Annotated in this window: 22 protein-coding genes and 2 tRNA genes; 15 read left to right on the top strand and 9 right to left on the bottom strand. The window is 50.1% G+C overall.

Annotated elements, in window-relative coordinates:
- Positions 1-42: 42 nt before the first annotated feature.
- Genes NFX39_RS05900 through NFX39_RS05885 form a run of 4 tightly spaced genes read right to left on the bottom strand, consistent with a single transcriptional unit; the run spans position 43 to position 1,200 of the window.
- Positions 43-333 carry a hypothetical protein gene (locus NFX39_RS05900; RefSeq protein WP_252443938.1) on the bottom strand — a complete coding sequence of 97 codons (291 nt, stop codon included), beginning with the start codon at positions 331-333 and terminating at the stop codon, positions 43-45.
- Positions 334-370: 37 nt separating this feature from the next.
- Positions 371-724: a hypothetical protein gene (locus NFX39_RS05895; RefSeq protein ID WP_252443936.1), complete on the bottom strand. Its 354-nt coding sequence runs from the start codon at positions 722-724 to the stop codon at positions 371-373.
- Positions 711-1,007, bottom strand: a complete 297-nt coding sequence (locus NFX39_RS05890) for a hypothetical protein (RefSeq protein WP_252443934.1) — start codon at positions 1,005-1,007, stop codon at positions 711-713. The genes NFX39_RS05895 and NFX39_RS05890 overlap by 14 nt, the downstream gene beginning before the upstream one ends.
- A 1-nt stretch (position 1,008) precedes the next feature.
- Positions 1,009-1,200 carry a hypothetical protein gene (locus tag NFX39_RS05885; RefSeq protein WP_252443932.1) on the bottom strand — a complete coding sequence of 64 codons (192 nt, stop codon included), beginning with the start codon at positions 1,198-1,200 and terminating at the stop codon, positions 1,009-1,011.
- 292 nt (positions 1,201-1,492) lie between these two features.
- On the opposite strand from NFX39_RS05885, the gene NFX39_RS05880 reads away from it, so the two are divergent.
- Positions 1,493-2,491: a Fic family protein gene (locus tag NFX39_RS05880; RefSeq protein WP_252443930.1), complete on the top strand. Its 999-nt coding sequence runs from the start codon at positions 1,493-1,495 to the stop codon at positions 2,489-2,491.
- Positions 2,492-2,550: 59 nt separating this feature from the next.
- Here the strand turns inward: NFX39_RS05880 and NFX39_RS05875 are convergent, their stop codons facing one another.
- The 3 genes from NFX39_RS05875 to NFX39_RS05865 are packed head-to-tail and all read right to left on the bottom strand — an operon-like array spanning position 2,551 to position 5,175.
- A complete protein-coding gene (locus tag NFX39_RS05875; protein ID WP_252443928.1) occupies positions 2,551-3,531 on the bottom strand; it encodes a DMT family transporter in 981 nt (326 codons plus the stop codon).
- Positions 3,532-3,534: 3 nt separating this feature from the next.
- Positions 3,535-4,227 carry a ribose-5-phosphate isomerase RpiA gene (gene rpiA / locus NFX39_RS05870; RefSeq protein WP_252443926.1) on the bottom strand — a complete coding sequence of 231 codons (693 nt, stop codon included), beginning with the start codon at positions 4,225-4,227 and terminating at the stop codon, positions 3,535-3,537.
- A gap of 9 nt (positions 4,228-4,236) precedes the next feature.
- Entirely contained in the window at positions 4,237-5,175 is a 939-nt protein-coding gene (locus tag NFX39_RS05865; RefSeq protein WP_252443924.1) for a ribokinase, read from the bottom strand.
- Positions 5,176-5,604: 429 nt separating this feature from the next.
- Here NFX39_RS05865 and NFX39_RS05860 point away from each other — a divergent pair, with 429 nt between their 5' ends.
- Positions 5,605-6,828 carry a NupC/NupG family nucleoside CNT transporter gene (locus tag NFX39_RS05860; RefSeq protein WP_252443922.1) on the top strand — a complete coding sequence of 408 codons (1,224 nt, stop codon included), beginning with the start codon at positions 5,605-5,607 and terminating at the stop codon, positions 6,826-6,828.
- 326 nt (positions 6,829-7,154) lie between these two features.
- Here the strand turns inward: NFX39_RS05860 and cbpA are convergent, their stop codons facing one another.
- A complete protein-coding gene (gene cbpA, locus NFX39_RS05855; RefSeq protein ID WP_252443920.1) occupies positions 7,155-7,802 on the bottom strand; it encodes a cyclic di-AMP binding protein CbpA in 648 nt (215 codons plus the stop codon).
- Between the two features lie 111 nt (positions 7,803-7,913).
- On the opposite strand from cbpA, the gene pth reads away from it, so the two are divergent.
- The 3 genes from pth to NFX39_RS05840 are packed head-to-tail and all read left to right on the top strand — an operon-like array spanning position 7,914 to position 12,395.
- Positions 7,914-8,480: an aminoacyl-tRNA hydrolase gene (pth, locus tag NFX39_RS05850; RefSeq protein ID WP_252443918.1), complete on the top strand. Its 567-nt coding sequence runs from the start codon at positions 7,914-7,916 to the stop codon at positions 8,478-8,480.
- A gap of 3 nt (positions 8,481-8,483) precedes the next feature.
- On the top strand, positions 8,484-12,083 hold the full coding sequence (gene mfd / locus NFX39_RS05845; protein ID WP_252443916.1) for a transcription-repair coupling factor: 3,600 nt from the start codon (positions 8,484-8,486) through the stop codon (positions 12,081-12,083).
- Positions 12,084-12,119: 36 nt separating this feature from the next.
- Entirely contained in the window at positions 12,120-12,395 is a 276-nt protein-coding gene (locus NFX39_RS05840; RefSeq protein ID WP_252443914.1) for an RNA-binding S4 domain-containing protein, read from the top strand.
- 55 nt (positions 12,396-12,450) lie between these two features.
- On the opposite strand, the gene NFX39_RS05835 is transcribed toward NFX39_RS05840, so the two are convergent.
- Positions 12,451-13,485: a hypothetical protein gene (locus tag NFX39_RS05835; protein ID WP_252443912.1), complete on the bottom strand. Its 1,035-nt coding sequence runs from the start codon at positions 13,483-13,485 to the stop codon at positions 12,451-12,453.
- Positions 13,486-13,704: 219 nt separating this feature from the next.
- Between NFX39_RS05835 and NFX39_RS05830 the strand changes: the two genes are divergently transcribed.
- From NFX39_RS05830 to NFX39_RS05785, 10 genes are all read left to right on the top strand, one after another.
- Positions 13,705-14,103 (top strand): FtsB family cell division protein, encoded by a 399-nt coding sequence (locus tag NFX39_RS05830; RefSeq protein ID WP_252443910.1) that lies wholly within the window; start codon positions 13,705-13,707, stop codon positions 14,101-14,103.
- 41 nt (positions 14,104-14,144) lie between these two features.
- On the top strand, positions 14,145-15,482 hold the full coding sequence (tilS, locus tag NFX39_RS05825; RefSeq protein ID WP_252443907.1) for a tRNA lysidine(34) synthetase TilS: 1,338 nt from the start codon (positions 14,145-14,147) through the stop codon (positions 15,480-15,482).
- A complete protein-coding gene (hpt, locus tag NFX39_RS05820; RefSeq protein ID WP_252443905.1) occupies positions 15,482-16,018 on the top strand; it encodes a hypoxanthine phosphoribosyltransferase in 537 nt (178 codons plus the stop codon). The genes tilS and hpt overlap by 1 nt, the downstream gene beginning before the upstream one ends.
- A gap of 83 nt (positions 16,019-16,101) precedes the next feature.
- Positions 16,102-18,195: an ATP-dependent zinc metalloprotease FtsH gene (gene ftsH, locus NFX39_RS05815; RefSeq protein WP_252443903.1), complete on the top strand. Its 2,094-nt coding sequence runs from the start codon at positions 16,102-16,104 to the stop codon at positions 18,193-18,195.
- A gap of 54 nt (positions 18,196-18,249) precedes the next feature.
- A complete protein-coding gene (gene hslO / locus NFX39_RS05810; protein WP_252443901.1) occupies positions 18,250-19,197 on the top strand; it encodes an Hsp33 family molecular chaperone HslO in 948 nt (315 codons plus the stop codon).
- Between the two features lie 99 nt (positions 19,198-19,296).
- A complete protein-coding gene (gene lysS, locus NFX39_RS05805; protein WP_252443899.1) occupies positions 19,297-20,781 on the top strand; it encodes a lysine--tRNA ligase in 1,485 nt (494 codons plus the stop codon).
- A gap of 71 nt (positions 20,782-20,852) precedes the next feature.
- Positions 20,853-20,925 (top strand) — tRNA-Asn (locus tag NFX39_RS05800).
- Positions 20,926-21,082: 157 nt separating this feature from the next.
- Positions 21,083-22,345: an MFS transporter gene (locus NFX39_RS05795; protein ID WP_252443898.1), complete on the top strand. Its 1,263-nt coding sequence runs from the start codon at positions 21,083-21,085 to the stop codon at positions 22,343-22,345.
- 178 nt (positions 22,346-22,523) lie between these two features.
- Complete coding sequence (locus NFX39_RS05790; protein ID WP_252443897.1) at positions 22,524-23,774, top strand: MFS transporter; 1,251 nt, start codon at positions 22,524-22,526, stop codon at positions 23,772-23,774.
- 285 nt (positions 23,775-24,059) lie between these two features.
- Positions 24,060-24,132 (top strand) — tRNA-Asn (locus tag NFX39_RS05785).
- Position 24,133: the final 1 nt, after the last annotated feature.

Here is a 24,133-nt window from a genome sequence, read left to right as displayed (position 1 = left end):
GTATATGAAGATATTATTAGCGCAATAAATGCGAGAAAATTACTAGTCGATATCAAGGTAAATCTCCTTTGTTAATTCTGATGAAGAAGTTATAAAGCGAATGTTCGAGCGAATGGCATAGATTCCGATTGATTTTTTTAGTGCTTCCAGGAGACCATCCATAAAAAAGGAGCCAATAGCGATGATTGAATCGGGAAACTTGATGGTGACTCCTTGCTTGATCACTTCGGGTGTTAAGCGTTCTTTTAATTGTTCTTGATAAATCAGCTTCCCGAAAGCGGTGCCGCCCAACGCCTTGTGATTCGGAATTTCGAGCTCAATCAGGTTAGGCATGGATTTCTCCTTTTCGCTTTCGGTGGGTAGTGAAATGTTAGATGATATCACGGATGACCTCCTTTGTTAGTTCATCTGATGAAGTTTGAAAATGAACATTTTGTTTTGTGTTATAAAGCCCGAAGGATTTAATGATTGGAGCCATTAGTGCTTTCATAAAGTTGGAACCGATGATGACAACGGAATCGGGAAACTTGATGAGAACTCCTTGGTCGAACATTGTTTTCGTGAGCTGATTTTTCAATTGTTCTTCGTAAAGAGCGTGACCGCTATCCCTTCCACCTAGCGCGAGACAGTTTGGTTCATCAAAGTGAAGTTCGATGACGTTTTTGTGTGGCATGGAATTCTCCTTTTGGCTTTCGATTGGGAATGGAATTTTAGTTGATATCACGGATGACCTCCTTTGTTAATTTTTCTGAGGACGTTTGGAAGTGAATTTTCTGTCGAACCTGGTAAGCGCCGAGTGTTTGAACAAACGGTTCCATCAACGCCTTCATGAAACAGGAACCGATGATGATAATGTGTTCAGGGAACTTGATTAGCGCTCCTTGGTTAATGACTTCAGGGGTGAGTTTGTCCTTTAATTGCTCTTCGTAAATTTGTCGCGCTTGATCACTGCCGCCAAGTGCATAACCTTCGGAAATTGGTAGTTGTAACTCAATAACATTTTTCATTTCATTCCTCCTCTCCTCTTGGTTTTGCTAAGAGCAACTTGCAGTATTCGATGAAGGCTTCATCTCGGATTCTGCGCATCTTTGCCTCCTTTCGATCCATCAAAGAAAATTGAATCATCGAGTAAATGAAGCAACAGGAAACGGCAATGGTCGTGACGGCGAGGGCCGTCTCAAGAATTTGTTCCAAGGTCATAAAGACCTCCTTTCAAAAGTTTATTTGCGCTGTTCTGCCCACAGTATACCCCCGCCAAATGCCCGTCTTAATGCCGATATGGAATATATGAAAGGCTGATATATCAGGCTTATTCGGGGATGGTTAGCTACTAAATGATGTCGTTTTTCAGCCATCATTTTTTTCGTTCAAATGTCGATTAGGGCGCAAATTTGTCCTAATCGACATTAAGAACAAAAATGCTAGGTCAAAAGATGCTGCTGAACCTATACTTGGGCTGAAAAAACTGCAAAAAAGTGTGAAAGGAGTCTCGATGACATACCAACCATTACACGTTTTCCAAATGAGAAACCACGAATCCCCGGATGCTGTTGACGAGGAATACCACCGCCGGGTCGGGTCGCCCCTGACTTTTACAACTTCCTTCAAACCTTACCTCATGCAACGGGAGACGCCGGCCGGCAAGAGCTACCCCTTGTTTGTGGTGCCGACCAAAAAACTGCTGCTGTTGTGCGACCGCTTGAGGGGGAACTCCAATAAGATTGTAAGCTTGGTCGACGCTCTGCCAAAGCGAGCACGGGAACGGTTTTTCCACGACCAACTCGTGTCCGAAATTAAGCGCACCAACGACATTGAGGGCGTGCGATCCACTCGAGAAGAAATCGGCGTCGCCCTGAAAAGCGGCTGGAAGAGCAATGTCCGTTTGGCTTCAACGGTCCAACTTTATCTGGACATTTTGAACCAGGAGTTGCCAACCGTGGAGAGTTTGGAGGACATCGGCTTTCTCTATCAGCACCTGTTGAAGGGGGAGATTAACGCTTTGGATGCTGTTGACGGTGAGCTGTTTCGTGCGCACGGCGTTCACATTCTTTCCTACCAGAGCAATAAGGTGGTGCACTACGCCCCTCAGGGGGAGGCGAACATTCAACAACGTCTGACCGCTTGGCTGGCCTTTTTGGATGATGACAACTATCCGAGCTTGATACGTGCCATTGTCGGGCATTTCATGTTTGAAAACACGCATCCTTTTTACGATGGCAACGGCCGGTTAGGACGCTACCTGCTGTCGGGTGCCCTGGCAAAAGAGCTGGATGCGCTGACGGCGGTGAGCCTTTCCCAGGCCATCTTCGGGCATCGTTCCAGCTACTACAGTGCCTTTACGATGACGGAGGACGTGAAGAACCGAGCGGAAGAAACCTTCTTCGTGATCAAAATTCTAGGCATCATCGACGATTGCCAACGCCAGTTGATTGAAAGACTGCAGCAAGAACAAGACGAGTTGGACTACTTTGCCGATTGGCAAGCGGGATAAGAAATCAGTCAAAAAGAAAAGGACCTCTCCAAAGAGAAGTCCTTTTTTTAATGGCTTTCCTAACCCAGCACCTTCACGCAGAGGATACCAATGATGAAGAGCAGGAGCGCGAGCGCTTTGCGTTGTGTTAGGGAAGAACGCTTCACTTTGAAGAGTCCCTTGTGTTCGATGAACATCGTCCCCGCCATTAAACCGATGATGGATAAAGACACGGTGAGTCCCGGCCCGATGATGGGGTTCAGGATAGTCATGGCACAAACGAAAGCCGAGCCCATGGTGGCCGTCAGCCAGGAAAGGGGCTTTTGAAGGGCCATCGCTGTTTTCTTCATGGAGAGCTGGTCCATCGCCACAAGCAGTAAGGAAAGCGTGACGAACCCTGAGAAGAAGGCGAAGAAGGTGGCGCCGATGGCCGCCTGGAAACTGGTCTTCGGGATGGATTGGCAAAAGAGGACACCGCCCAGGTTTCCGTTAAAGATTCCCTGTAGCGTCGACCCAACACCGGCGCAGAATGCCCAGATGAGTAGTAAATCCGAAGCGGGTGTGGGTTCGGTCTTGCTGTGTGCTTTGCGCTTTTTTCCAAACGGGCCACCCGGGACTCGGCCAGCTTGCTTAGTCGAAAGAAAGACCGCAAAGAAGAGCAGGACAATACCGACGATGCGAAGTCCGGTTAAGGGACTCTTCTCAACCGAAAAGGAACCCACCGTGTCGATGAAGACACCGGAGACGATTTGGCCCAACGTCGGGTAGGTCACTGCCTTGATGGGGCCGATCATTGGGAAGAGGACGATGATGGATAGGATGTAGAACAGACCCAGTAGTCCGCCAATCGACCAGGGCGCCCCAATCAGACTCGTGTCCACCAGGATGACGAGCGGATTCTGGCCGCATAAAATGAGGGCGAGGGCAAACTCGATGATTCCAATCAAATAAATCAGGTAGGCGGACTGAATGGGTGAGCGGAGCTTGCGACCGAGGTTCACGTTAAAGGGATTTTGAACGGCTAAGAGCAGGCCGGCTGCAATCGCGAGTAAGTAGTACATGCCTTACCCCTTAATCGTTTGGACGGTCTTTCCACCGATGATTAACACGTCGCAGACGCTCAAGAAGAGACCGTGTTCGACGACGCCCGTGATGCCCTTTAACTGCGTGGCGAGCGTTTTCAGATCAAAGATGCCGCTGATGTCCAAGTCGATGATGTAGTGCAGGGAGTCGGTCAAGAAGAGCTCGCCGTTTTCCTGCTTTCGGAATTTAGGCTTCAGCCCCATCTGCGTAAAGGCGGGGATGAGGAGCTGGGCGCCAAAACGAATCACCTCGACCGGGAGCTTGAACTTCGTCCCGAGGTTGTCGCTCTTCTTTTCGCCGTCAATCACCCAGACGTTTTGCTTGGATTTGAAGGCCACGATTTTCTCGAAGAGCAGGGCGGCTCCACCGCCCTTAATGCCGTTCAAACGGGCATCGACCTCGTCCGCGCCGTCGACGGTGACGTCGATTTGTTCAACTTGCTCGATTGGAACAGTCTTCAAGCCAACCGTTGCGGCCAACTGTTCGGACTCGATGGAGGTCGTCACGCAGGTGAGTTGCCAGCCCTTGTCACGAACCTGGTTCGCCAGGGCTTCGATGAAGTAGGCAGCGGTGGATCCGGTTCCGAGACCGACCACCATGCCGTCTTCGATGTATTCGAGGGCGGCTTTTGCGGCCGCCTTCTTCTGCGCGTTCTTTTCTTCAACTGTTAACATCGTGACCTCCTAAATAAATTCGGTGTAGTGCTTGGCAAGGGCGTCGATTTCGGATTTTGTCGGGATGGCGGGGATGGCCCCCTGGCGCGAGACGACCAATCCAGCCGCGAGCGTGGCCCTTTGCAAAGTCGAGGCGACGTTGGTTAGCTTTGGGTCGAGGTGGGCGGCCACCGTCCCGATGAAGGTGTCGCCGGCCCCCGTCGTATCGATGGCGTCCACGTTGGCGTTGTGCAGGCGGCCAATCAGGCCGTTAACGGCGTAGAAGCAGCCGTGCTCGCCGAGCGTAATAATGATGTTTGTCACGGAGAGCTTTGCCTGGTAGAGCGGCAGTCGGGTTTCGAGCTCGTGCTGGTTGGTCGTGGGCTTCATGCCCAGAAGCGCAGCTGCCTCCGTCTCGTTTGGCACGAGGATGTCGGTGTTGGCCAGGATGGCGGGATCCACGCGGTTAGTAATGGGCGCCGGGTTCAGGATGGTGATGGCGCCGTACAACTTGGCCAGCTCGAAGCCACGCTTGATGGCGGCCGCTGGCACTTCGAGTTGGGCGATGACGACGTCGACGTCCTTGAAATAGGGTGCGGCTTCCTCGACGTCTGCAGCGGTCAGCGCCATGTTCGCCCCGCCGTGCACGAGAATTGTGTTGTGCCCGTTGTCTTCGAGCATGATGTAGGCCGTTCCGGTGGGCTGTTCCTTCAATTGAATGTTTTTGGTGTGGATGCCCTCGTGGTCTAAGAGTTCGCGGTAGGACGTGCCTTCCGCGTCCATGCCGACGGCTCCGACAAAAGTCAGGTCCGCCCCTTGGCGAGCCGCGGCGACGGCCTGGTTCGCTCCCTTGCCGCCAAAGTTCGTTGATTTGTTGTGAATGGAAAGCGTCTCGCCAACCTTCGGCAGGCGCTCAACCTGTTGGAGTACATCAACGTTTAAACTTCCAATAACCAGAATTCTGTTCACTTTTCTTACCTCATTTTCTTTGTCTCTCATTCGGCTGTTCTGTCGTTATCTTCGTTTTGTTTCTCTTTTTCTTTTCGATGGAAGGCCCATCGTCTCGTCCTCCGTTTTTTCTTTTAGCATAGGAAGCGAGCGGTCAAAAAAGATAGGTCTGTGGCCTAAGTAGACAGTTTTGCGCCCTAAACGGTCGACTTTTTGAAAAAGGCTTGGCGAAATCGTTTTCTGGTGCTAAACATGTAGTGAACGATTCAAGTGCGTCTTAAAAATCCGATGTGGGGACAGCAATGCGATTGAGAGAAAAACAATCCAGAATCAACTTACGTTATCGTGGCCTAGCAAATCTCAAGCGATTCAAGGGCCCGGCTTTTCGCGTTCAGTTGGAATAGAGGGCAGCCGTCGTCCTGCCATCCAAACAAAATGAGGTAAGCAAACATGTTGATTGTTGTTAATTTTTTGAGTATTTTTGTCTTCTTGCTCGTTGCCTATTGCTTTTCAAACGACCGGAAGCACATTCAGTGGAAGTCCATCGGTGGCTTGCTCGCCATGCAGTTGGTTCTCGCCTGGTTCTTCACCCAGTTCAAGGCCGGTCAGATTGCCGTGAAGGCTGCTGCCGACGCTTTTAACTGGTTGGTGGCGGTTGCCGAAAAGGGGATTGTTTTTGCCGTGCCCGAATGGTTGACCTCCAACCACGGTGGGCCAAACTTTGTGACGGCGGCCCTGCTGCCAATCCTGTTGGTGGTGCCGCTCTTTGACATCCTGACCTACATCGGCTTCTTGCCATGGGTCATCAAGTGGATTGGTCGCGGACTCGCGACGGTGACCGGACAACCAAACTTCGAGGCCTTCTTCTCAATCGAGATGATGTTCTTGGGGAACACCGAGGTCCTCGCCGTGTCAAAGCCACAGCTTGAAAAGATGTCGGCTCGACGGAACTTCACCCTTGCCATGATGTCCATGTCCTGTGTGACGAGCGCCATCATCGGTTCTTACACGCAAATGGTGCCGGGAAAGTACGTGCTGACGGCCATTCCGTTGAACATCTTGGGGGCCATCATCGTGGCTTCCATCCTGAACCCAACCAAGGTCTCCGCCCGCGACAACGAATTGGTTTCAACGAGCCAAAAGAACGGCAAGCGGGAACCGTTCTTCTCCTTCCTTGGGGATTCCATCCTGAACGCTGGGCGTTTGATTTTGATCATCGCGGCGACGGTTATTGCCTTCGTTTCCTTGGCGGCCTTGATTGACCAAATCTTCTCTTTGACCGGTCTTTCTTGGTTGACCCTTGAAAACATCTTCGGGGTCTTGATGTTCCCATTCGCCTTCCTCCTCGGTTTCTCGGCCCAAGACGCCTTCCAACTCGCTCAGTACATGGGAACGAAGTTGGTGACGAACGAGTTCGTGGTCATGGGACAGATTTCCAAGTCCATCATGGCGGGAAAGGGTCTTTTCTCAAACGAACACGCCCGAATCGTGATGACGGTCTTCTTGACGAGCTTTGCCAACTTCGGAACCATCGGAATGATTTTGGCCTGTTTCAAGGGACTCGTGAACAAGGAAAAGAACGAGTACATCTCCAGCCGAATCGGTTACTTGCTTTTGGCTGGTGTCTTGGTTTCAATGCTATCCGCAGCCACTGCCGGACTCTTTGTTTGGTAAGTGCGCGTGCATTCGAATGCAATCCAAAAGAAAAAAGCCGACCACGGTGTGGTTGGCTTTTTGTTTGGCTATGTACGCGGAAAATTTAAAGCTAGGAGAGCGCTTCTTGCCAACGTATCAGTTGACAAACAATCTCACTAATATAGCCATGAGTTAGCTGGGTTGGCACCCGAAGTCCAACTAGAAATCCCCTGGGCTTTCCGCAAACCTCACTGTCAATATAACAGGATATCGCGGGCATAGCTATAGTGTTTTGTATAACATCTCAAAGGATTTTCAATCCCAATAAAAAACCGCCGACGAATCAATCGCCCGCGGTTCTGACTTTACATGAATTGTGAGAGGTCTTCTTGTGCGACCACGTAGAAGCGCTTCTTTTCGAGGCGCGTGATAATCTTGCGAAGAACGGGGGAATCCGCCGTCAATGGCAACGTGAAGAGCACGGAGAGTGGTTCGTTCGGTTGCATCTGCAGGGACAAGACGGATTCGATGTTCGTGTACTTGGTGATGATTTTGGACATCTTGCCGAGGTCACCGCGTTGGTTCTTTTCCTTGACGGCGATGGCCACGCCACCCTTTGCCAATGACCAGGACTTGGCGAGCACGTTCATCAACGTCCCATGCGTCAGGATGCCGACGAAGTGGTGCCCGTCGTCAACGACGGCGATGTAGGGCAGGTCGCGGATGGCGAAGAACAACTCGTAGAAGTTGGCCGTCGTCTTGATGAACTTCGTGGAGTTTCGCATGATGGACGTGGCACGCTGTGCCATGTCGCCCTTTTCGGAAACGTACTCGTAGACGTGTTGACGGTAGACGTTACCACGGAAAAGGTGGCCGGTCTTGTCTAGGATGGGAATGGTGCGGACGTGCTGGCCCTTCGTCGATTCGAAGAGTTCGTAGACGTCTTGAATCGTGCTGTCTTCTGAGACGGTGAGGAGGTCTTGTTTTTTGATGATGAGTGATTGTGGAAACATAAATCTTCCCTTTCAAAACGAGTGCTTTCCTATATCCTAGCACAGTTTTGGCAAAAATCAGCGTGCTATAATGTTAAGATTATAGTACAGACACATTAAAGGGGAAATGCCATGAAGTTCATCTTTGGTTTAGGAAATATCGGAAAAGAATACGATTTGACGCGCCATAACATCGGTTTTATGGCTCTGGATCACTTTGCGGAAAGTCAGGGCGTTGATTTCACGCCAACGAAGCTCTTCGCCTCTGCCGCTAAATTGATGGTGGACGGTGAGGTTGTTTGGCTGGTGAAGCCGACGACTTATATGAACGATTCCGGAAAATCTGTCCGGGCCTTTTTGGACTTTTACGGTGGGGATGTCTCAGACATCTTGATCTTAAACGATGATTTGGACTCCGACTTTGGTAAGATTCGCTTCCGCGTGAAGGGATCTGCCGGTGGACACAACGGTTTGAAGTCCATCATCGCCCACGTGAACGGGCAGAACTTCCTGCGCTTGAAGTTCGGAATTGCGCACCCGGAGCACACGCACGAAGCGGTGATTAAGTACGTGCTCGGAAAGTTTTCAAAGGACGATTTGAAGACTTGGGAAGAGGTCTTTGATAAGACAGACGACGCGTTGATGGATTGGATTAAAGGAGCGGACGCGGCTACGTTGAGTAACCGTTACAACGGCTAATTAATGAAACTCACAAATTACCTGAAAAATCTGAAGGAATGGCAGCAACTTGCCCAAGACGAAAAGCCGGGTGAACGGCAGCTGGTGATTGGGTTGAACGGCTCGGCGAAGGCGGCGGCTCTGGCGGCGGCGTACGAAGAAAAGCCCCGCGTGATGATGGTGCTGACGGATACGGTGGCCCACGTCGAGGAGTTGGCGCAGGAGCTGACGGACTTGCTGGGCGAAAACGCCGTGCACCGCTTTGTCGCAGAAGAGGCGGTGGCGACGGAGCTTGCAATTTCTTCGAATAGTAACGTGGCGGACCGGGTGGAAGCACTGACGGCGCTTGCGAATAACACAGCGGGATTCTATCTGACGAATTCGGCTGCTTTTTGCCGTTACGAGCCATCGAAAGAAACACTGGTGGATGCGCAGTTGTCGCTTGAGGTCGGTGGGGTGTATGACTTTGCTGGTCTGAAGCAACAACTGGTCACCCTCGGCTACGTCAACGCCCCACAGGTGGAGCAAATCGGGCAGTTCGCCCAACGCGGTTCCATCATTGACGTGTACCCGGCTGACCAGGACGAGCCGATTCGCCTCGACTTCTTCGACGATGAGCTGGATCAAATGAAGCGTTTTGACCCCGTGACGCAGAAGTCCAGCGAATCGCTCGAGTCCGTGCACGTACTCCCTGCCACGGATTTGATTTTAAACGACCAGGCTTACCAAGCTGGTAAGGAAGCCGTCGAGGCAGCCTTTACCGCCTATCGAAAAGAAGCCGACGGTGTGGACAAGAAGCATATCACGGAAGGGTTTGCCCCAACGCAGCGGGCATTGGACGAAGGACGACGGGATGAGAGCATCCTGCCTTACCTGGGGTATTTCTATCCAGAAAAACGCACGGTCCAAGATTACTTGCCAGACGATGCGGTTTTGGTCATCGACGAGTATGCGCGCCTACAAGAATCCCTGCTATCACAGAGTGGTCTCGATGCGGACTGGTTCGACCAACAAGTCGAAAACCGCCAGCTCGTGCCACCCTTGGCCCTGCGCGCTGAGTTGGCCGACCGCCTGCCTGAAGTTTCAGTGCCCCAAACCTACTTGGCCAACTTGAAGCGCGGTTTGAACCAACTGACCTTCAGCCATCTCATTGAATGGACGTCACGACCAGCCAAACAATACTTCGGCCAGCTCGACGCCCTCGAGCCGGATCTGACTTTTGCAAAGGACCGGGGATTGACCTGGGTCTTGATGGTCGGCACGCAAGAACAAGCCGACCGCCTGGTTGAATCACTCGCGGCCCGCAACCTGCAGGTTCCGATTAACCAAGAGATTCAGTCCAACCAGGTGCAGGTCGTTGTTGAAGGCCTGTCATCCGGATTCGAATGGCCAATGGCCCACTTGACGGTTTTGACCGAAACGGAGCTCTTTGCCAAGGCGAAGAAGGTGGTGGCCCGCAAGCAGAAGAAGCTGCAGAATGCGGAACGCCTGAAGAATTACAACGAGCTCGAAGTAGGCGACTACGTCGTCCACCTGAACCACGGAATTGGTCAATACCAGGGCCTCGAATCAATCGAGGCGAACGGCGGTAAGCAGGACTACTTGGTCATTGCCTACCAGAAGAACGCCAAGATTTTCTTGCCCGTCACGCAGTTGAACCTGATTCAGAAGTACATCGGGGGATCGGACGCCGGCAAGTCACCAAAGATTAATAAGCTCGGGGGAACCGAGTGGCAGAAGACGAAGAAGCAGGTCCAAGAAAAGATCGACGACATTGCCGATGACCTGCTCGCACTCTACGCCGAACGTGAGGCCAAGCAGGGCTTTGCCTATCCAAAGGACGACGAGGCCCAGATTAAGTTTGACACTGGCTTCCCTTATCCGGAAACGCCGGACCAGGTGCGTTCGATTGAGGAAATCAAGGTCGACATGCAGAAGAAGCGGCCAATGGACCGTTTGCTGGTCGGGGATGTCGGTTTCGGTAAGACCGAAGTTGCCCTGCGTGCCGTCTTCAAGGCAGCCCATGCCGGCAAGCAAGTCGCCATGCTCGCACCAACAACGATTCTGGTGCAGCAGCACTACGAAACGCTGGTGGACCGCTTCTCCGACTTTCCTGAGATTCGAATCGGTCACCTGTCCCGCTTCCAGACGGCGGCGGAGAACAAGAAGACCATTCAGGCCTTGGAGGACCACGAGCTCGACATCGTGGTCGGGACCCACCGTCTGCTGTCAAAGGACGTTCAGTTCGCCGACCTCGGCCTGCTCGTCATTGACGAGGAGCAGCGCTTCGGGGTCAAGCACAAGGAGCGCCTGAAGCAGCTTCGAACGAACGTTGACGTCCTGACGCTGACGGCCACGCCAATCCCACGAACGCTGAACATGGCGATGGTGGGGGCGCGTGACCTCTCGGTCATCGAGACGCCGCCGTTGAACCGTTTCCCAATCCAAACCTACGTGGTCGAATTGGACTGGACCTTGGTTCGCGACGTCATCCAAAAGGAACTGGCCCGCAACGGGCAGGTCTTCTACCTGCACAACCGGGTGGCCGACCTCGAGCAGATTCGCTCGCAGATTGAAGACGTCGTGCCCGACGCCCGGGTGGCCGTCATTCACGGCCAGATGTCCGAGGTACAGTTGGAGTCGATTTTGTACGACTTCTTGAACGGGGAATTCGACGTCTTGGTCACGACGACCATCATCGAAACGGGTGTCGACATTCCAAACGCCAACACGTTGATCGTCGACAACGCCGACCACATGGGACTGTCCCAGCTCTACCAGCTGCGCGGTCGTGTGGGTCGTTCGGCCCGTCTGGCCTACGCCTACTTCACCTACCCGTTCACGCGGACGCCGTCCGAAGAAGGGGAGAAGCGTCTGGAAGCCATCCGTGACTTCACGGAGCTTGGTTCCGGATTCAAGATTGCCATGCGCGACCTGTCCATTCGTGGTGCTGGTGACCTGCTTGGTAAGCAGCAGCACGGCTTCATCGACTCCGTTGGTTACGACCTCTACACGCAGATGCTGAAGGAAGCCGTTGCCAAGAAGCAGGGGGATGACGTTGCCGAAGAGGATCAGCCGAAGACCGACGCCGAGTTGGTCTTGGGTGTGCTCGCCTTCCTGCCGGACGACTACGTCGAAGACAACGCGCAGAAGGTCAGCCTCTACCAGCAGATTCGTTCTGCCCGTAGCGACGAGGACTTCGACCAGGTGGAAGACGACCTGACGGACCGCTTTGGTGAACTGCCAGACGAAGCCGCCCGCTTGATCTTGGTCTCAAGAATCAAGAACGTGGCCGACCTCGCACAGGTGACACAGATTCGCCGCCAGAAGAACCAGATTACGGTTCGCTTCAACGAGGCCATCTCGAAGAAGTTGGCCGGTGAGACCATCTTCGCCTGCCTGAAGGACGTGCCTTACAAGGCGGTCGTTGACGGTAAGACAGCCGAGCTTGCGGTCACGCTGACCGTCGACTTGAACCAGGAGTCCGCCTACTGGATGAACAGTTTGAAGGACTTCCTCGAGGTCGTAATCGCCGAAACCGACGAAGCTGCAGATGCTGACGCAACTGGAAAAGTCGCGGACGATGAGGGCAATGGCTCAGACGAAGCGCCCGCGGACAAGTAAGCGATTCAACAGAACAAATAAAAGAGGATAAACACTATGCGCATTGATAAATTTTTGAAGTTATCACGTATTATTAAGCGTCGTACGGTCGCCAAGGAATTGGCCGACCAAGGACGCATCTCCATCGATGGTAAGGTGGCGAAGTCATCAGCCAACGTTGGAACCAACAACATCGTTGAAATTCGTTTTGGAAACAAAACCTCAACTTTTAAGGTGTTGAAGTTGCAAGACATCGTGAAGAAGGAAGAAGCACAAGACATGTACGAAGTGATTTCCGAAACGTACGAACGCGATTACAACGACGAAGTTTAATGGCTAAAGAAAAAAACTCCCTTGCTGATGGCAGGGGAGTTTTTTTGATAGGGGGTTAGTTTTCGGAGTCGTTGTCTTCGATACGTTTTAAATTAGTTGGATAGTTAGCTAAAGCAGTAAATAAATCAACTATACTAATAGGATCTTCGAAGATTTCTGTATTGGCATTTTCCTTGCTTTGGTATTCGACTTGATTAAATGAATCGTCAAATCTAACAGTTCGAAAATCATGAGCAAGAGCATTTCGGAGCTTGTAGTAAGCTTTTCCTAAATTGTGATTAATGAAATATTTTTTGGCTATTTTGGTTCTTGTTTTTGCAGAGTATAGAAACTCGATAACGTTTTTAGACACAACTTCTAATAGTACGTCATTTACTCGAACCTCTTTAGTAACCAAAGCTTCGATAATTCTATCTTTTAGATAGGCTTCATTAAGACAAAGCATTGAAAAAAGTAATGATTTCTTAGTGAGTTCATCTTGCGTTTCATTAAAGGATGTAATAAGTGCCTCAATTGAAATTTTATATTCAGAGTTGAGTTTTTTTACTGAAAGTTGGTTTGGTAATCGGTGGCCTGGCTTCTCCATTTCTTTCACAATGTATTCGATCGCTTTTTGATGATCTTCGAAATCAAGCTTTGAAAGTGTGAGGCGAGAATTCAAGCTGTCGTAAAATTGTTGGGAGATTTTCTTGAAGTGTTTACGCGGAATATTTGCTTTGAATTTAATACCAATTTGATGAGCTGAATGGATATCAGTATATTCAGGGTCGAAGTGATATCCCTTTGTAACGACGGAAACTATAATCACCGGTTCACCATTATCAACATATGGCGTTAAGATGATATTTCCTTCTTCCATTTTTTTTAATCGCGTAAAGAAACCTGTGTACTGACCACGAGTGTTTGCTGCAACAATACCATATTCTGTTTCAAGGGCGTGATTGATTGCCTCTGGACTTTGGTCTGAAACGTCACCAATTTCTGGCCATCCAATCGCCATGAAATCCTTTTCCATAAATTCGAAGAAACGATCTTCTCCGTCTGGAAAAGCCCTGAACTCAAAAACCTGCTTTTGTTTTTCTGAAACCATATTTCTCACCTATTTACATTTACATGTCATTTCTTACATCTATTTCGATAATAACTCTTTTGTAGACAGAAAGCAGGGGGCTTTTTTAAATAAACATAGTTATTTAGAAGCCTTCTCATCAATATTGTTTAATATTTATTAAAAAAACAGAATTAGTGCGTCTCCGCCTTGTCACAACCCCTTAAGTGTGTCAGAATATTCCTAAAGGAGAAATTGGACATGCCAGGCGATAACAGTCGACTACAACCGAATATTCGACCATTAAACGCCCGCATTGCCCAGCAGATTGCAGCGTCTGATGAGAAGCGTGAAGCGGCCCGTAAGCACTACAAGAAGGCCCACGCCCGTCGTCGCAAGCAAATCATCTTCGTTGGGTTGGCCATCGCGTCGGTCTTCATGATGCAACTTGTCTTCGGACAAGTGCGTCTCCACGCCGCTAACCAAACGTTGACGAAGTCCGAAAACCAGTTGGCTGCCGTTCAAAAGACGAACAGCTCACTGAAGAAGGAAGCCAAGCAACTGCAAGACGAAAAGTACTTGAAGCAAATCCTCCGGGATAAGTACGGTTACTCCAAAAAAGACGAAATCATTTACAACCTGCCAGATAAGCAGGGCTAATTAAAAAAGCCACCCTTTTTTGGGTGGCTTTTCTATAATCTATGCAAGAAAAAATTAAACAAACAATTCAAAAATTTGAGCTCCCAAGTAAGGTGGTCGTTGCCTGTTCCGGTGGTGTCGATTCCATCGTTCTGTTAGAAGCGCTGGTGCGCTTTCGCCCGGATATCACGGTGGCCGTTGCCCACGTGAACTACCACATCCGAGAGGATGCCGATGACGACGCCGATTTCGTCCGTGCAACGGCGGCCGACCACGGGCTGGATTTCTACGAAAAAGTTGTGGATCTCTCAAAAGAAACGGTGGCCGTCGAAGAAAAGGCGCGCGACATTCGTTACGCCTTCTTTAAAGAAGTAGCCGAAAAGGCTCATGCAAGCGGCATCCTCCTGGCCCAACACAAAAATGACCAGGCTGAAACGGTTCTGCTTCAGATTATTCGGGGTGGTGCCTACCAGCAGAAGGCGGGGATGCTTGCTCACTCTGGGGATTACTACCGTCCTTTCTTGTGCTTATCCAAAGAGGAGCTCGTGACCTATGCCAAGCAAAACGGCTTGAGCTGGCACGAAGACTACACGAACCTGGATCCGGATTATACACCACGGAACATGATTCGAAACAACGTCTTGCCAGCGCTTGAAGGTATCAACGAGCAGGCCGTTGACCACCTGGTTCAATGGGCTAAGGGAGCGCAGAAGGAACAAGCCTTCCTGTCTGAATCCGTGAAGGCGGACTTGGGGATGTTTAAGTCCGACTACCGTCGGATTAAAGAAGATTGGTGGCCTTTCTTCTTGAAGGAACTGGCCAAGGAAGCCGGTCTCTATCAGCTAAAAGAAGAGCAGGTCGACGCATTCTGTCACGTGCTATTAAACGATAAGAAACCAAATGCCGCAATTTCTTTGACCAACGGCTACGCCTTCACCAAAACTTACGACCGTGTTGCAGTCCGTAAAGGCCCGTCTAATCCCGAAAAAAGCGGTGAAAAATTGCTAAAAGCGGGGCAAAAGAAAGCCCGTCTTGTGTTAGAATTAGACCAATGGTATTTTTTGACTGATTTAATGTTAGCTGTTCAGAATAGAGAACAGGTGAAGGCAACCGATTCGGTTTTGACTTTGCCAGGTGATTTAGACGGAGCAGTTATCCTTGAACAGGCGGACGAAGACTCCGAGGTGCCCATCAAAGGTGGCCACAAGAGCATTCGCCGCTTGTTGATCGATCAGAAAATTCCCCAAGAAGTTAGGTCAGAAACCTACCTCTTGTTGGACCGAAACGAAAATGTTTTGGCCGTTTGGCTAGGCAGGAAACACTGGTATAAAAGTGCGAACTGGCCGGCTGACCGACCAAGTGGCAAGCAATGCTTAGTATGGCGAATTGAGGGAAACTAGTGAATAACGATATTTCTGAAGTACTATTTAATGAGGCCCAAATCGAAGAGGCCGCGAACCGTTTGGGTAAGCAAATTACCAAGGACTACGAAGGGCAAAAGCCTTTGGTCTTGTCCGTCTTGAAGGGGGCCTACCTCTGGACGGCTGACGTCATCCGTAAGATTGACTTGTACGTCGACTTGGAATTCATTAAGATTTCTTCTTACCACGGTGGGGTGTCATCATCAAACGAAATCGCTTTGGTGACGGACGTGCAATCCGACGTGAAGGGTCGCGATGTGTTGATTCTAGAAGACATCGTGGACACGGGGCAGTCACTCCAGTTCTTGGAAGACTTGCTCTTGTCACGTGGTGCGAACTCCGTTCGCGTGGCAACCCTTTTGGATAAGAAGGAAGGCCGCAAGGTCGACATTAAGGCCGACTACGTTGGCTTTGACGTCCGCAACGAATTCGTTGTGGGCTACGGTTTGGACTACAAGGGTCTCTACCGTAACTTGCCATACGTTGGTATTTTGAAGCAGAATATTTACTCATAAGAACTGTTTACTAGCAGTTTGTTTCCGGATCGGCCCGGGCCGCATCCGACTTTTGAATTACGATACAGGATTGAGGATTTTAGATGAAAAACGAAAACGGTAACGGAGGCTTTTTCAAAAGCTCCTTCCTCTATGTGATCATCTTTTTGGCAGTGATCGCCGGAATCTACTCCTTCATGGGTGGTTCCAACCAAAAGACGAAGACACTTTCTCAAAGCGAATTCGTCCAGTCATTGTCTGACAAGGAAATTGATTCCTTCAGCATGCAACCGGGACAAGACGTTTACAACGTGACCGGTACTTACAAGCAATCAAAGAAGGACAAGCAAAGCAGTAAGAACTCTGGCTTGAACGCCTTGATTGCCCAACAATCAACGACGACTCGTTTCCAAACGTCTGTTTTGCAAAACGACTCATCCGTTAAGAACGTGACGGACTTGGCCAAGAAGACCAACACGGAAATGACGACGAAGCCAGCCGCTTCATCCGGATTCTGGTTGAACTTGGTCATCTCCGTTGTGCCAATGCTTCTGATTCTGGGAATCGCCTACATGATGATGTCCCAGTCAGGTGGCAAGGGCGGCGGTGGCATGATGAGCCAATTCGGTAAGTCAAAGGCCAAGCCATCCAACCCAGAAGACAACAAGACCCGTTTTGAAAACGTGGCCGGTGCCGACGAAGAGAAGGAAGAACTCGTTGAAGTTGTTGAATTCTTGAAGTCACCAAAGCGCTTTACTGAAATGGGTGCCCGCATTCCAAAGGGTGTCTTGCTCGAAGGACCTCCGGGAACTGGTAAGACGATGTTGGCAAAGGCGGTTGCCGGTGAGGCATCCGTGCCATTCTTCTCCATGTCTGGTTCAGACTTCGTCGAAATGTTCGTCGGAGTTGGTGCCTCACGTGTTCGTGACCTCTTCGAACAGGCCAAGAAGACTGCCCCAGCCATCATTTTCATCGATGAAATTGATGCCGTTGGTCGCCGTCGTGGTTCTGGTGTCGGTGGTGGAAACGATGAGCGTGAACAAACGTTGAACCAAATCCTGATTGAAATGGATGGGTTCGACAACTCGGAAGGTGTCATCATCTTGGCATCAACCAACCGTTCTGACGTCTTGGATCCCGCCTTGCTCCGTTCTGGTCGTTTCGACCGTAAGATCATGGTTGGTGCCCCTGACGTGAAGGGCCGTGAAGCCATCTTGAAGGTTCACGCCAAGAACAAGCCACTGTCACCATCCGTTGACTTGAAGGCCATCGCGCACCAGACACCTGGTTACGTGGGAGCCGACTTGGAAAACTTGCTGAACGAAGCGGCCTTGCTTGCTGCTCGTCGCAACAAGAAGGAAATCGATACGGCCGACTTGGACGAAGCCGAAGATCGAATCTTCCAAGGACCGGCCAAGGCCAACAAGACGATGTCCGAACTCGAACGGAAGACAACGGCCTTCCACGAAGCCGGTCACGCATTGGTTGGTTTGGTCAAGTCCGACGCCTCTGTCGTTCGAAAGGTTACCATCGTTCCTCGTGGACGCATTGGTGGGTACGCCTTGATGACGCCAAAGACGGACCGCTACAACATCCGCTTCTCCGAAGCCAAGGAACGCTTGGCTGGGTTGATGGGTGGACGTGCGGCCGAAATGACCACGTTCAACGAAGCCTCATCAGGGGCCTCAAACGATTTCCAGCAGGCCACAAACTTGGCCCGTCAGATGGTGACCGCCTACGGTATGTCTGATAAGTTGGGAATGGTCCAGCTCGAAGGAAACGCTTCTGTCGGATACGACGAAGCTGGTGGTGCCAAGTCTTACTCAGACGAAACCGCCGCAACCATCGATGCTGAAGTTCGTCGTTTGACGCAAGAAGCGTTCGACGAAGCCAAGAAAATTTTGACGGAAAACAAGGAAAAGTTGGCGCAGATCGCAAACGCCTTGCTTGAAGTTGAATCACTTGATGAAAAGCAAATTAAAGACATCTACGAAACCGGAACCTTTACCAAGAAGGGTGAAGAAGATGACGGTGATGCCAAGTCTTATGATGAAACGAAGGCTGCCTTGGATCACAAGGAAGACGAAGTGGAAGACGCAGAAGAAAAGGGTGAAAACGTGGAAGATGCTGAAAACGCCGACAAGGCCGAAGCAGAATCTGCAGACGATGCCCCAGCTGATGACGATTCCAAGTCATAAGCAGACCAAAAAGTTGGCCCTAGCGCCAGCTTTTTTGCTTGAAAGGAGGGTCACATGGCCGATCAATTAATCAAAGTCATTACCAAGGACGAAGCCTTTCGTGCCTTCGCCCTAGATGGAACAAAGTTAGTGGAAGAAGCAGCCGAATCCCACGAAACGAGTCGCTTGGCGACCGTTGTTTTGGGACGGGCCTTGCTCGCCACGGAAATCCTCGCCCAGGCTTCATTGAAGGGTGAAGAGCGTTTGAACGTGAAGATGAACGGACGCGGACCAATCGGTCAAATCGTGACCGAAGCCGACACGAACGGTGCGGTGCGTGGCTACGTTTCAAATCCAGGCATTGAAAACATCGTAAACGACGACAACCAGTTGAACGTCGCGGGTGCCGTTGGAAACAACGGTTCCTTCACGGTGACGAAGTTTGCGCCATACTCCAACCCGTACATCGGACAATCCGTCATGGTGTCTGGTGAAATCGGTGACGACTTTACCTACTACATCACGCACTCCGAACAGATTCCAACGGTGATTGGTGTCGGGGTCACGATGAACCCGGATGACACGGTGAAGGCCGCAGGTGGATTCATGGTGCAAGCCCTGCCTGATGCTACGGACGCCCAGTTGGCGGACTTGAACCAACAACTTCAAGACATGCCAGCCTTGGCCACGCTCTTAGGGCACAAGCAGGGACCTTTGGCCATTCTGGACGCCATCTTCGGTGACCGCAACTACGATGAGTTGCAAGCAAAGGCCATCGGACTCGCTGCCGAACCTGCAAAGGAAGCCTACGCGGACCAACTCGCCACGTTGCCATCACACGAAATCCAAGCGATGATCGACGAAGATGGTGGGGCGGAAATCCGTGGAAAGTTCTCGGGTAAGAAGCACCACTTCACGGCCGCAGAACTGGACACCATCTTGCAAAAAGTCTTGAAACGCGAAGCAGAAGAAGCTAAGCAAAAAGAAGACGACGCAGACGAGAGTGATTCAAAGAAGGGCTAAAAAGTCTAAAAGTCGGCTTCGGCCGACTTTTTAAATGGCCCCCGATTTGCTATACTAAACATTAGATAAAACCGAGATAACCAAGGAAGGTAACCATTCATGGCTGAAGAAAAAGCCCTTAATGATCAAATGCGTGCCCGCCGTCAGAAGATGAAGGCGCTCCAAGATGATCTTCAAATTGACCCCTTCGGACATCGCTTCGACCGCGATTCCTTAGCGGCTGATCTCCACGAAAAGTATGACAACATGACGCAGGAAGAATTGGAAGCAAATCCAATTCCAGTTATCATTGCAGGTCGAATGGTAGCCAAGCGTGGTGCCGGTAAAGTCATCTTTGCTGACTTCCGCGACCGCTCAGGACAGATTCAGGTCTACGCCCGTCGTGACGACTTGGGTGAAAACTACCCAATCATCAAGCGCTCTGACTTGGGTGACTTCATCGGTATCGCTGGTACGATGATGAAGACCGAAGCCGGTGAATTGACGGTCTTGGCCACGCACTTGACGCACTTGTCGAAGGCCTTGCGCCCAATGCCGGATAAGTACCACGGAATCTCAGACGTTGAAACGAAGTACCGTAAGCGTTACTTGGACTTAATTGCCAACAAGGAATCATTGGTTCGCTTCCAACAACGTTCAAAGATTATCGCAGCCATCCGTAAGTACATGGACGAAAACCAGTTCATGGAAGTGGAAACACCAATCTTGCAGACGCAAGCTGGTGGTGCCGCTGCTAAGCCATTCATCACGCACCACAACGCCTTGAACATCGACATGTACATGCGTATCGCCACGGAGCTTTACTTGAAGCGTTTGATCGTTGGTGGAATGGAACGTGTTTACGAAATCGGCCGTATCTTCCGTAACGAAGGAATGGACGCCAAGCACAACCCAGAATTCACGACGATGGAATCATACGCTGCTTACTTTGATTTCCACGACGTCATGGATCAAACCGAAGGAATCTTTAAGGCCGCTGCTGCGGTTGTCTCAGACGACTTGAAGATTAACTACCAAGGTGTTGAAATCGACTTGAACAAGCCGTTTGCTCGCAAGCACATGGTGGACTTGATCAAGGAAAAGTCCGGTGTGGACTTCTGGCCTGAAATGTCTGTCGAAGAAGCGCAAAAGCTCGCTGACGACAAGGGTGTGAAGTACGAAAAGTTCTGGACGGTTGGTCACATCATCAACGCCTTCTTCGAAGAATTCGTAGAAGACACGTTGGAACAACCAACCATCGTTTACGGACACCCCGTTGAAGTGTCACCTTTGGCAAAGAAGAACGCCGAAGACCCACGCTTCACGGACCGTTTCGAAATCTTCATCATGGGTGCCGAATACGGAAACGCCTTTACGGAATTGAACGATCCAATCGATCAACGTGCCCGTTTTGAAGCCCAGGTCGCTGAACGTGAAAACGGAAACGACGAAGCCGAAGGAATCGACGAAGACTTCATCGAGGCCTTGGAATACGGTATGCCACCTACAGGTGGTTTGGGAATCGGAATCGACCGTTTGGTGATGTTGTTGACGGATACGACAACCATTCGTGACGCCATCTTATTCCCAACGATGCGTCCATAAAAACTACTTTTAACATTGACGTCCCTGGCTTTTACTTGTATACTATTCAAGTTGAGTCAGGTACTCATTATTCCGAATTAGCTCAGTTGGTAGAGCACACGACTGTTAATCGTGTTGTCGTCGGTTCGAGCCCGACATTCGGAGTTTTCAAAAAACTTTCAATATTTAAAAAGTCAGCAATCGCTGGCTTTTTTTGTTGCTTTTTAAAGTCAAAGGGCATATAGTAACAGATAGTGTCCGACATCTGTCCGGACAAAATAACTGGCGTCTGTGAGCGTCAATTTTGAAAGGAATAATTAGTATGCAAGAAGCAGCTAACACGCACGAAGTGGAACACCTCCGCTACCGCGACTTTACGAAGAACCAGAAGCTTACACTCTGGTCCACCACGACAGGATTTGGTTTGGAGCACATGGATCAGCTCTTCATTTCCTTCGCGATGTCATCAATCATCGCTTCTTTGCACATCTCCAACTTTGCCGGAGGATTCATCTCAACGATTTCCATGTTTGGATCATTGATTGGGGGACTCTTCTTCGGAATGTTGGCCGACCGTATCGGTCGTGTCCGCGTCTTTACTTGGACGCTCATCATCGTGGCCTTTGCCACTGGAATGATTTACTTCGCCCACAACATTTGGTTGGTTTACTTCTTCCGCTTCATTGCCGGAGTTGGAACCGGAGCCGAATATGGGGCTGGGGTAACGTTGATTGCCGAAAACTTCGCTGGTAAGAAGATTGGTAAGTTGACGTCCCTTACTCAAATCGGTGGACAGGTTGGTGCTGTTTTGTCAGCCATCGCCTCCGCCATTATCATCCCAACCTTCGGTTGGAACGCTTTGTTCCTCGTTGGTTTGGTACCGGTTCTATTGGCCTTCGTCTTCCGTTTGCACGTCAAGGAATCAGACGAATTCTTGAAGACCAAAGAAGCACGTGAAAACCACAAGGAAACGGTCACGGAAAAGGCCCCAATCCTTTCCGTCTTCAAGACACCAGCCATGGCTTACCAAACGTTTGCCCTCATCATGATGATGATGATTCAAATCGGTGGTTACTACGGTTTGATGAACTGGTTGCCAAAGATCATGCAAAAGCAATTGCACTTGTCTGTTTCTGGCTCATCCCTCTGGATGATTGTAACCATCGTTGGAATGTCACTCGGAATGTACATGTTCGGCTTTGTCTTAGATAACTTCGGCCCACGCATGGCCTTCGGTGTCTTCTTAGCCTTGGCTGCCATCTCTGTCTACTTGCTCTTGGTTGCCCAAAGCGCCTGGTCACTTCTCATCATCATGATGGTCGTTGGATTCTTCTCGAACGGAATGTACGGTGGTTACGGAGTGGTTGTGTCACGTTTGTACCCAACCTCAGCCCGAGTAACGGCTAACGCCGTTGTGTCATCAACTGGAAAGTTCTTGGGAGGATTCTTCCCACCAATCATCGGTTGGTTGATGGACAAGTACACGTTGAGCCACGTGATGATGTTCTTCACGGCCATGTACCTCTTCTCACTCTGCGTGATGTTGACGATTCCGGCCTTCCGTCGCAAGGATATCAAGTTCTAAAACAACTAACTTAAAATCGTTTAAGAGTCGCCTTTGGCGGCTCTTTTTTGATAAAAAAATAGCTTGCTAATGTACGTCTTTTTCGGTATAGTAACGTGTGTTTAAAAATATAAAAAACGCATTATTCACGAAATAATTGACGCCTGTGAGCGTCGGTTTTGAAAGGACATTTTAAATAATGACAAACGCTGCTACTGATGCAGAAAAAATCCGTTTTAAGGATTTCACGAAGCATCAAAAAGTAACCATGGTCTCAACGACGGCCGGCTTCTCTTTGGAGCACATGGACCACTCATTGATTCCAATCGCAACGACTGCCATCGTCTCTTCATTGGGCGTTACCCAAGCTGCTGCGGGTCTGATTACGACCTTTGCCATGACGGGTATGCTTCTTGGAGGATTGTTCTTCGGAATCTTGGCCGACAAAATTGGTCGTGCTAAGATTTTCAACTGGACGATTTTCGTGGTTGCCTTCGCAACCGCAGCCCTTTACTTCGCGGACAACATCTACGAAATCTACGCCTTGAAGTTCTTGGCTGGTTTCGGAACCGCTGCCGAATACGGTGCCGGTGTGACGTTGATCGCCGAAAGTTTTGCTGGTAAGAAGATTGGTCGTTTGACGTCACTTGCGCACATTGGTGGGCAGACGGGAACGATTTTGGCGGCCATTGCGTCGGCTTTGATTTTGCCACACTACGGCTGGAACGCGCTCTGCCTCTTCGGTTTGGCGCCAATCGCCTTTGCTTTCTTTGTTCGTCGTAACCTCAAGGATTCAGCTGAATTCGAAGAGGCCCGCGAGAAGATGGCTCAGGAAAAGAAGAAGCAAAAGTTGCCGTTGTTCGAAGTCTTCAAGACGCCGGCATTGGCTTACCAAACGATTGCCTTGGTCTTGATGATGATGGTGCAAATCGGAGGATACTACGGTATCTTGACTTGGTTGCCAAAGACGATGCAAGCTCACTTGGGCTTGCCGGTTGGTAAGTCCACGATGTGGACGGTTGCCATGGTGATCGGAATGTCCCTTGGAATGTACTTCTTCGGTTCATTCTTGGACCGCTTTGGCCCACGTAAGGCCTTTGGACTCTTTTTGTCCTTCTCAGCCTTGGCCTTGTACTTGCCAACGCTGGCTCACAACTCATGGTCACTCTTGGCCATCATGTTGGTGGTTGGATTCTTCTCAAACGGAATGTACGCCGGATTCGGTGTGATCGTTTCCCGTTTGTACCCAGCCGAAGCTCGTGTTACTGCTAACTCAGTGGTTTCATCAGGTGGAAAGTTCTTGGGTGGATTCTTCCCATTCATCGTTGGTGCCTTGATGGACAAGTTGACGGTGAACCACGTGTTGATGTTCTTTACGCTTAGCTACCTCTTCTCACTTGCTGTGATGATGACGATTCCTGCTTTGCGCCGCAAAGACACGCAATTCTAATTCAATCAATTAATCGAGTCGCTCTTCGGAGCGGCTTTTTTTATGTCTAAAACTGGCAAAGTCCAAGACGAACCAGCCCGATTTTCTACCGTTTCGATTAGTAAAAGGGCACAGAAAAGCGCCTTATTATCACAATGATTCTAATTAAAAGAGGGGTCAGATTCGACTTTGACAAAAGTCGTGAAAATTCCCAGAAAAAAGGCAAAAAATCGACAGAAAAGCGTTGACAGTTCTATGCGCAGATGGCATAATTAAATAGTTGTTTTGATACAGCAAAAGCATTATTCCGAATTAGCTCAGTTGGTAGAGCACACGACTGTTAATCGTGTTGTCGTCGGTTCGAGCCCGACATTCGGAGT

This window comes from Fructobacillus apis, assembly GCF_023893635.1.
GTDB classification, from domain to species: Bacteria; Bacillota; Bacilli; order Lactobacillales; family Lactobacillaceae; genus Fructobacillus; species Fructobacillus apis.
This window is presented reverse-complemented; position numbering and strand designations above follow the sequence as displayed.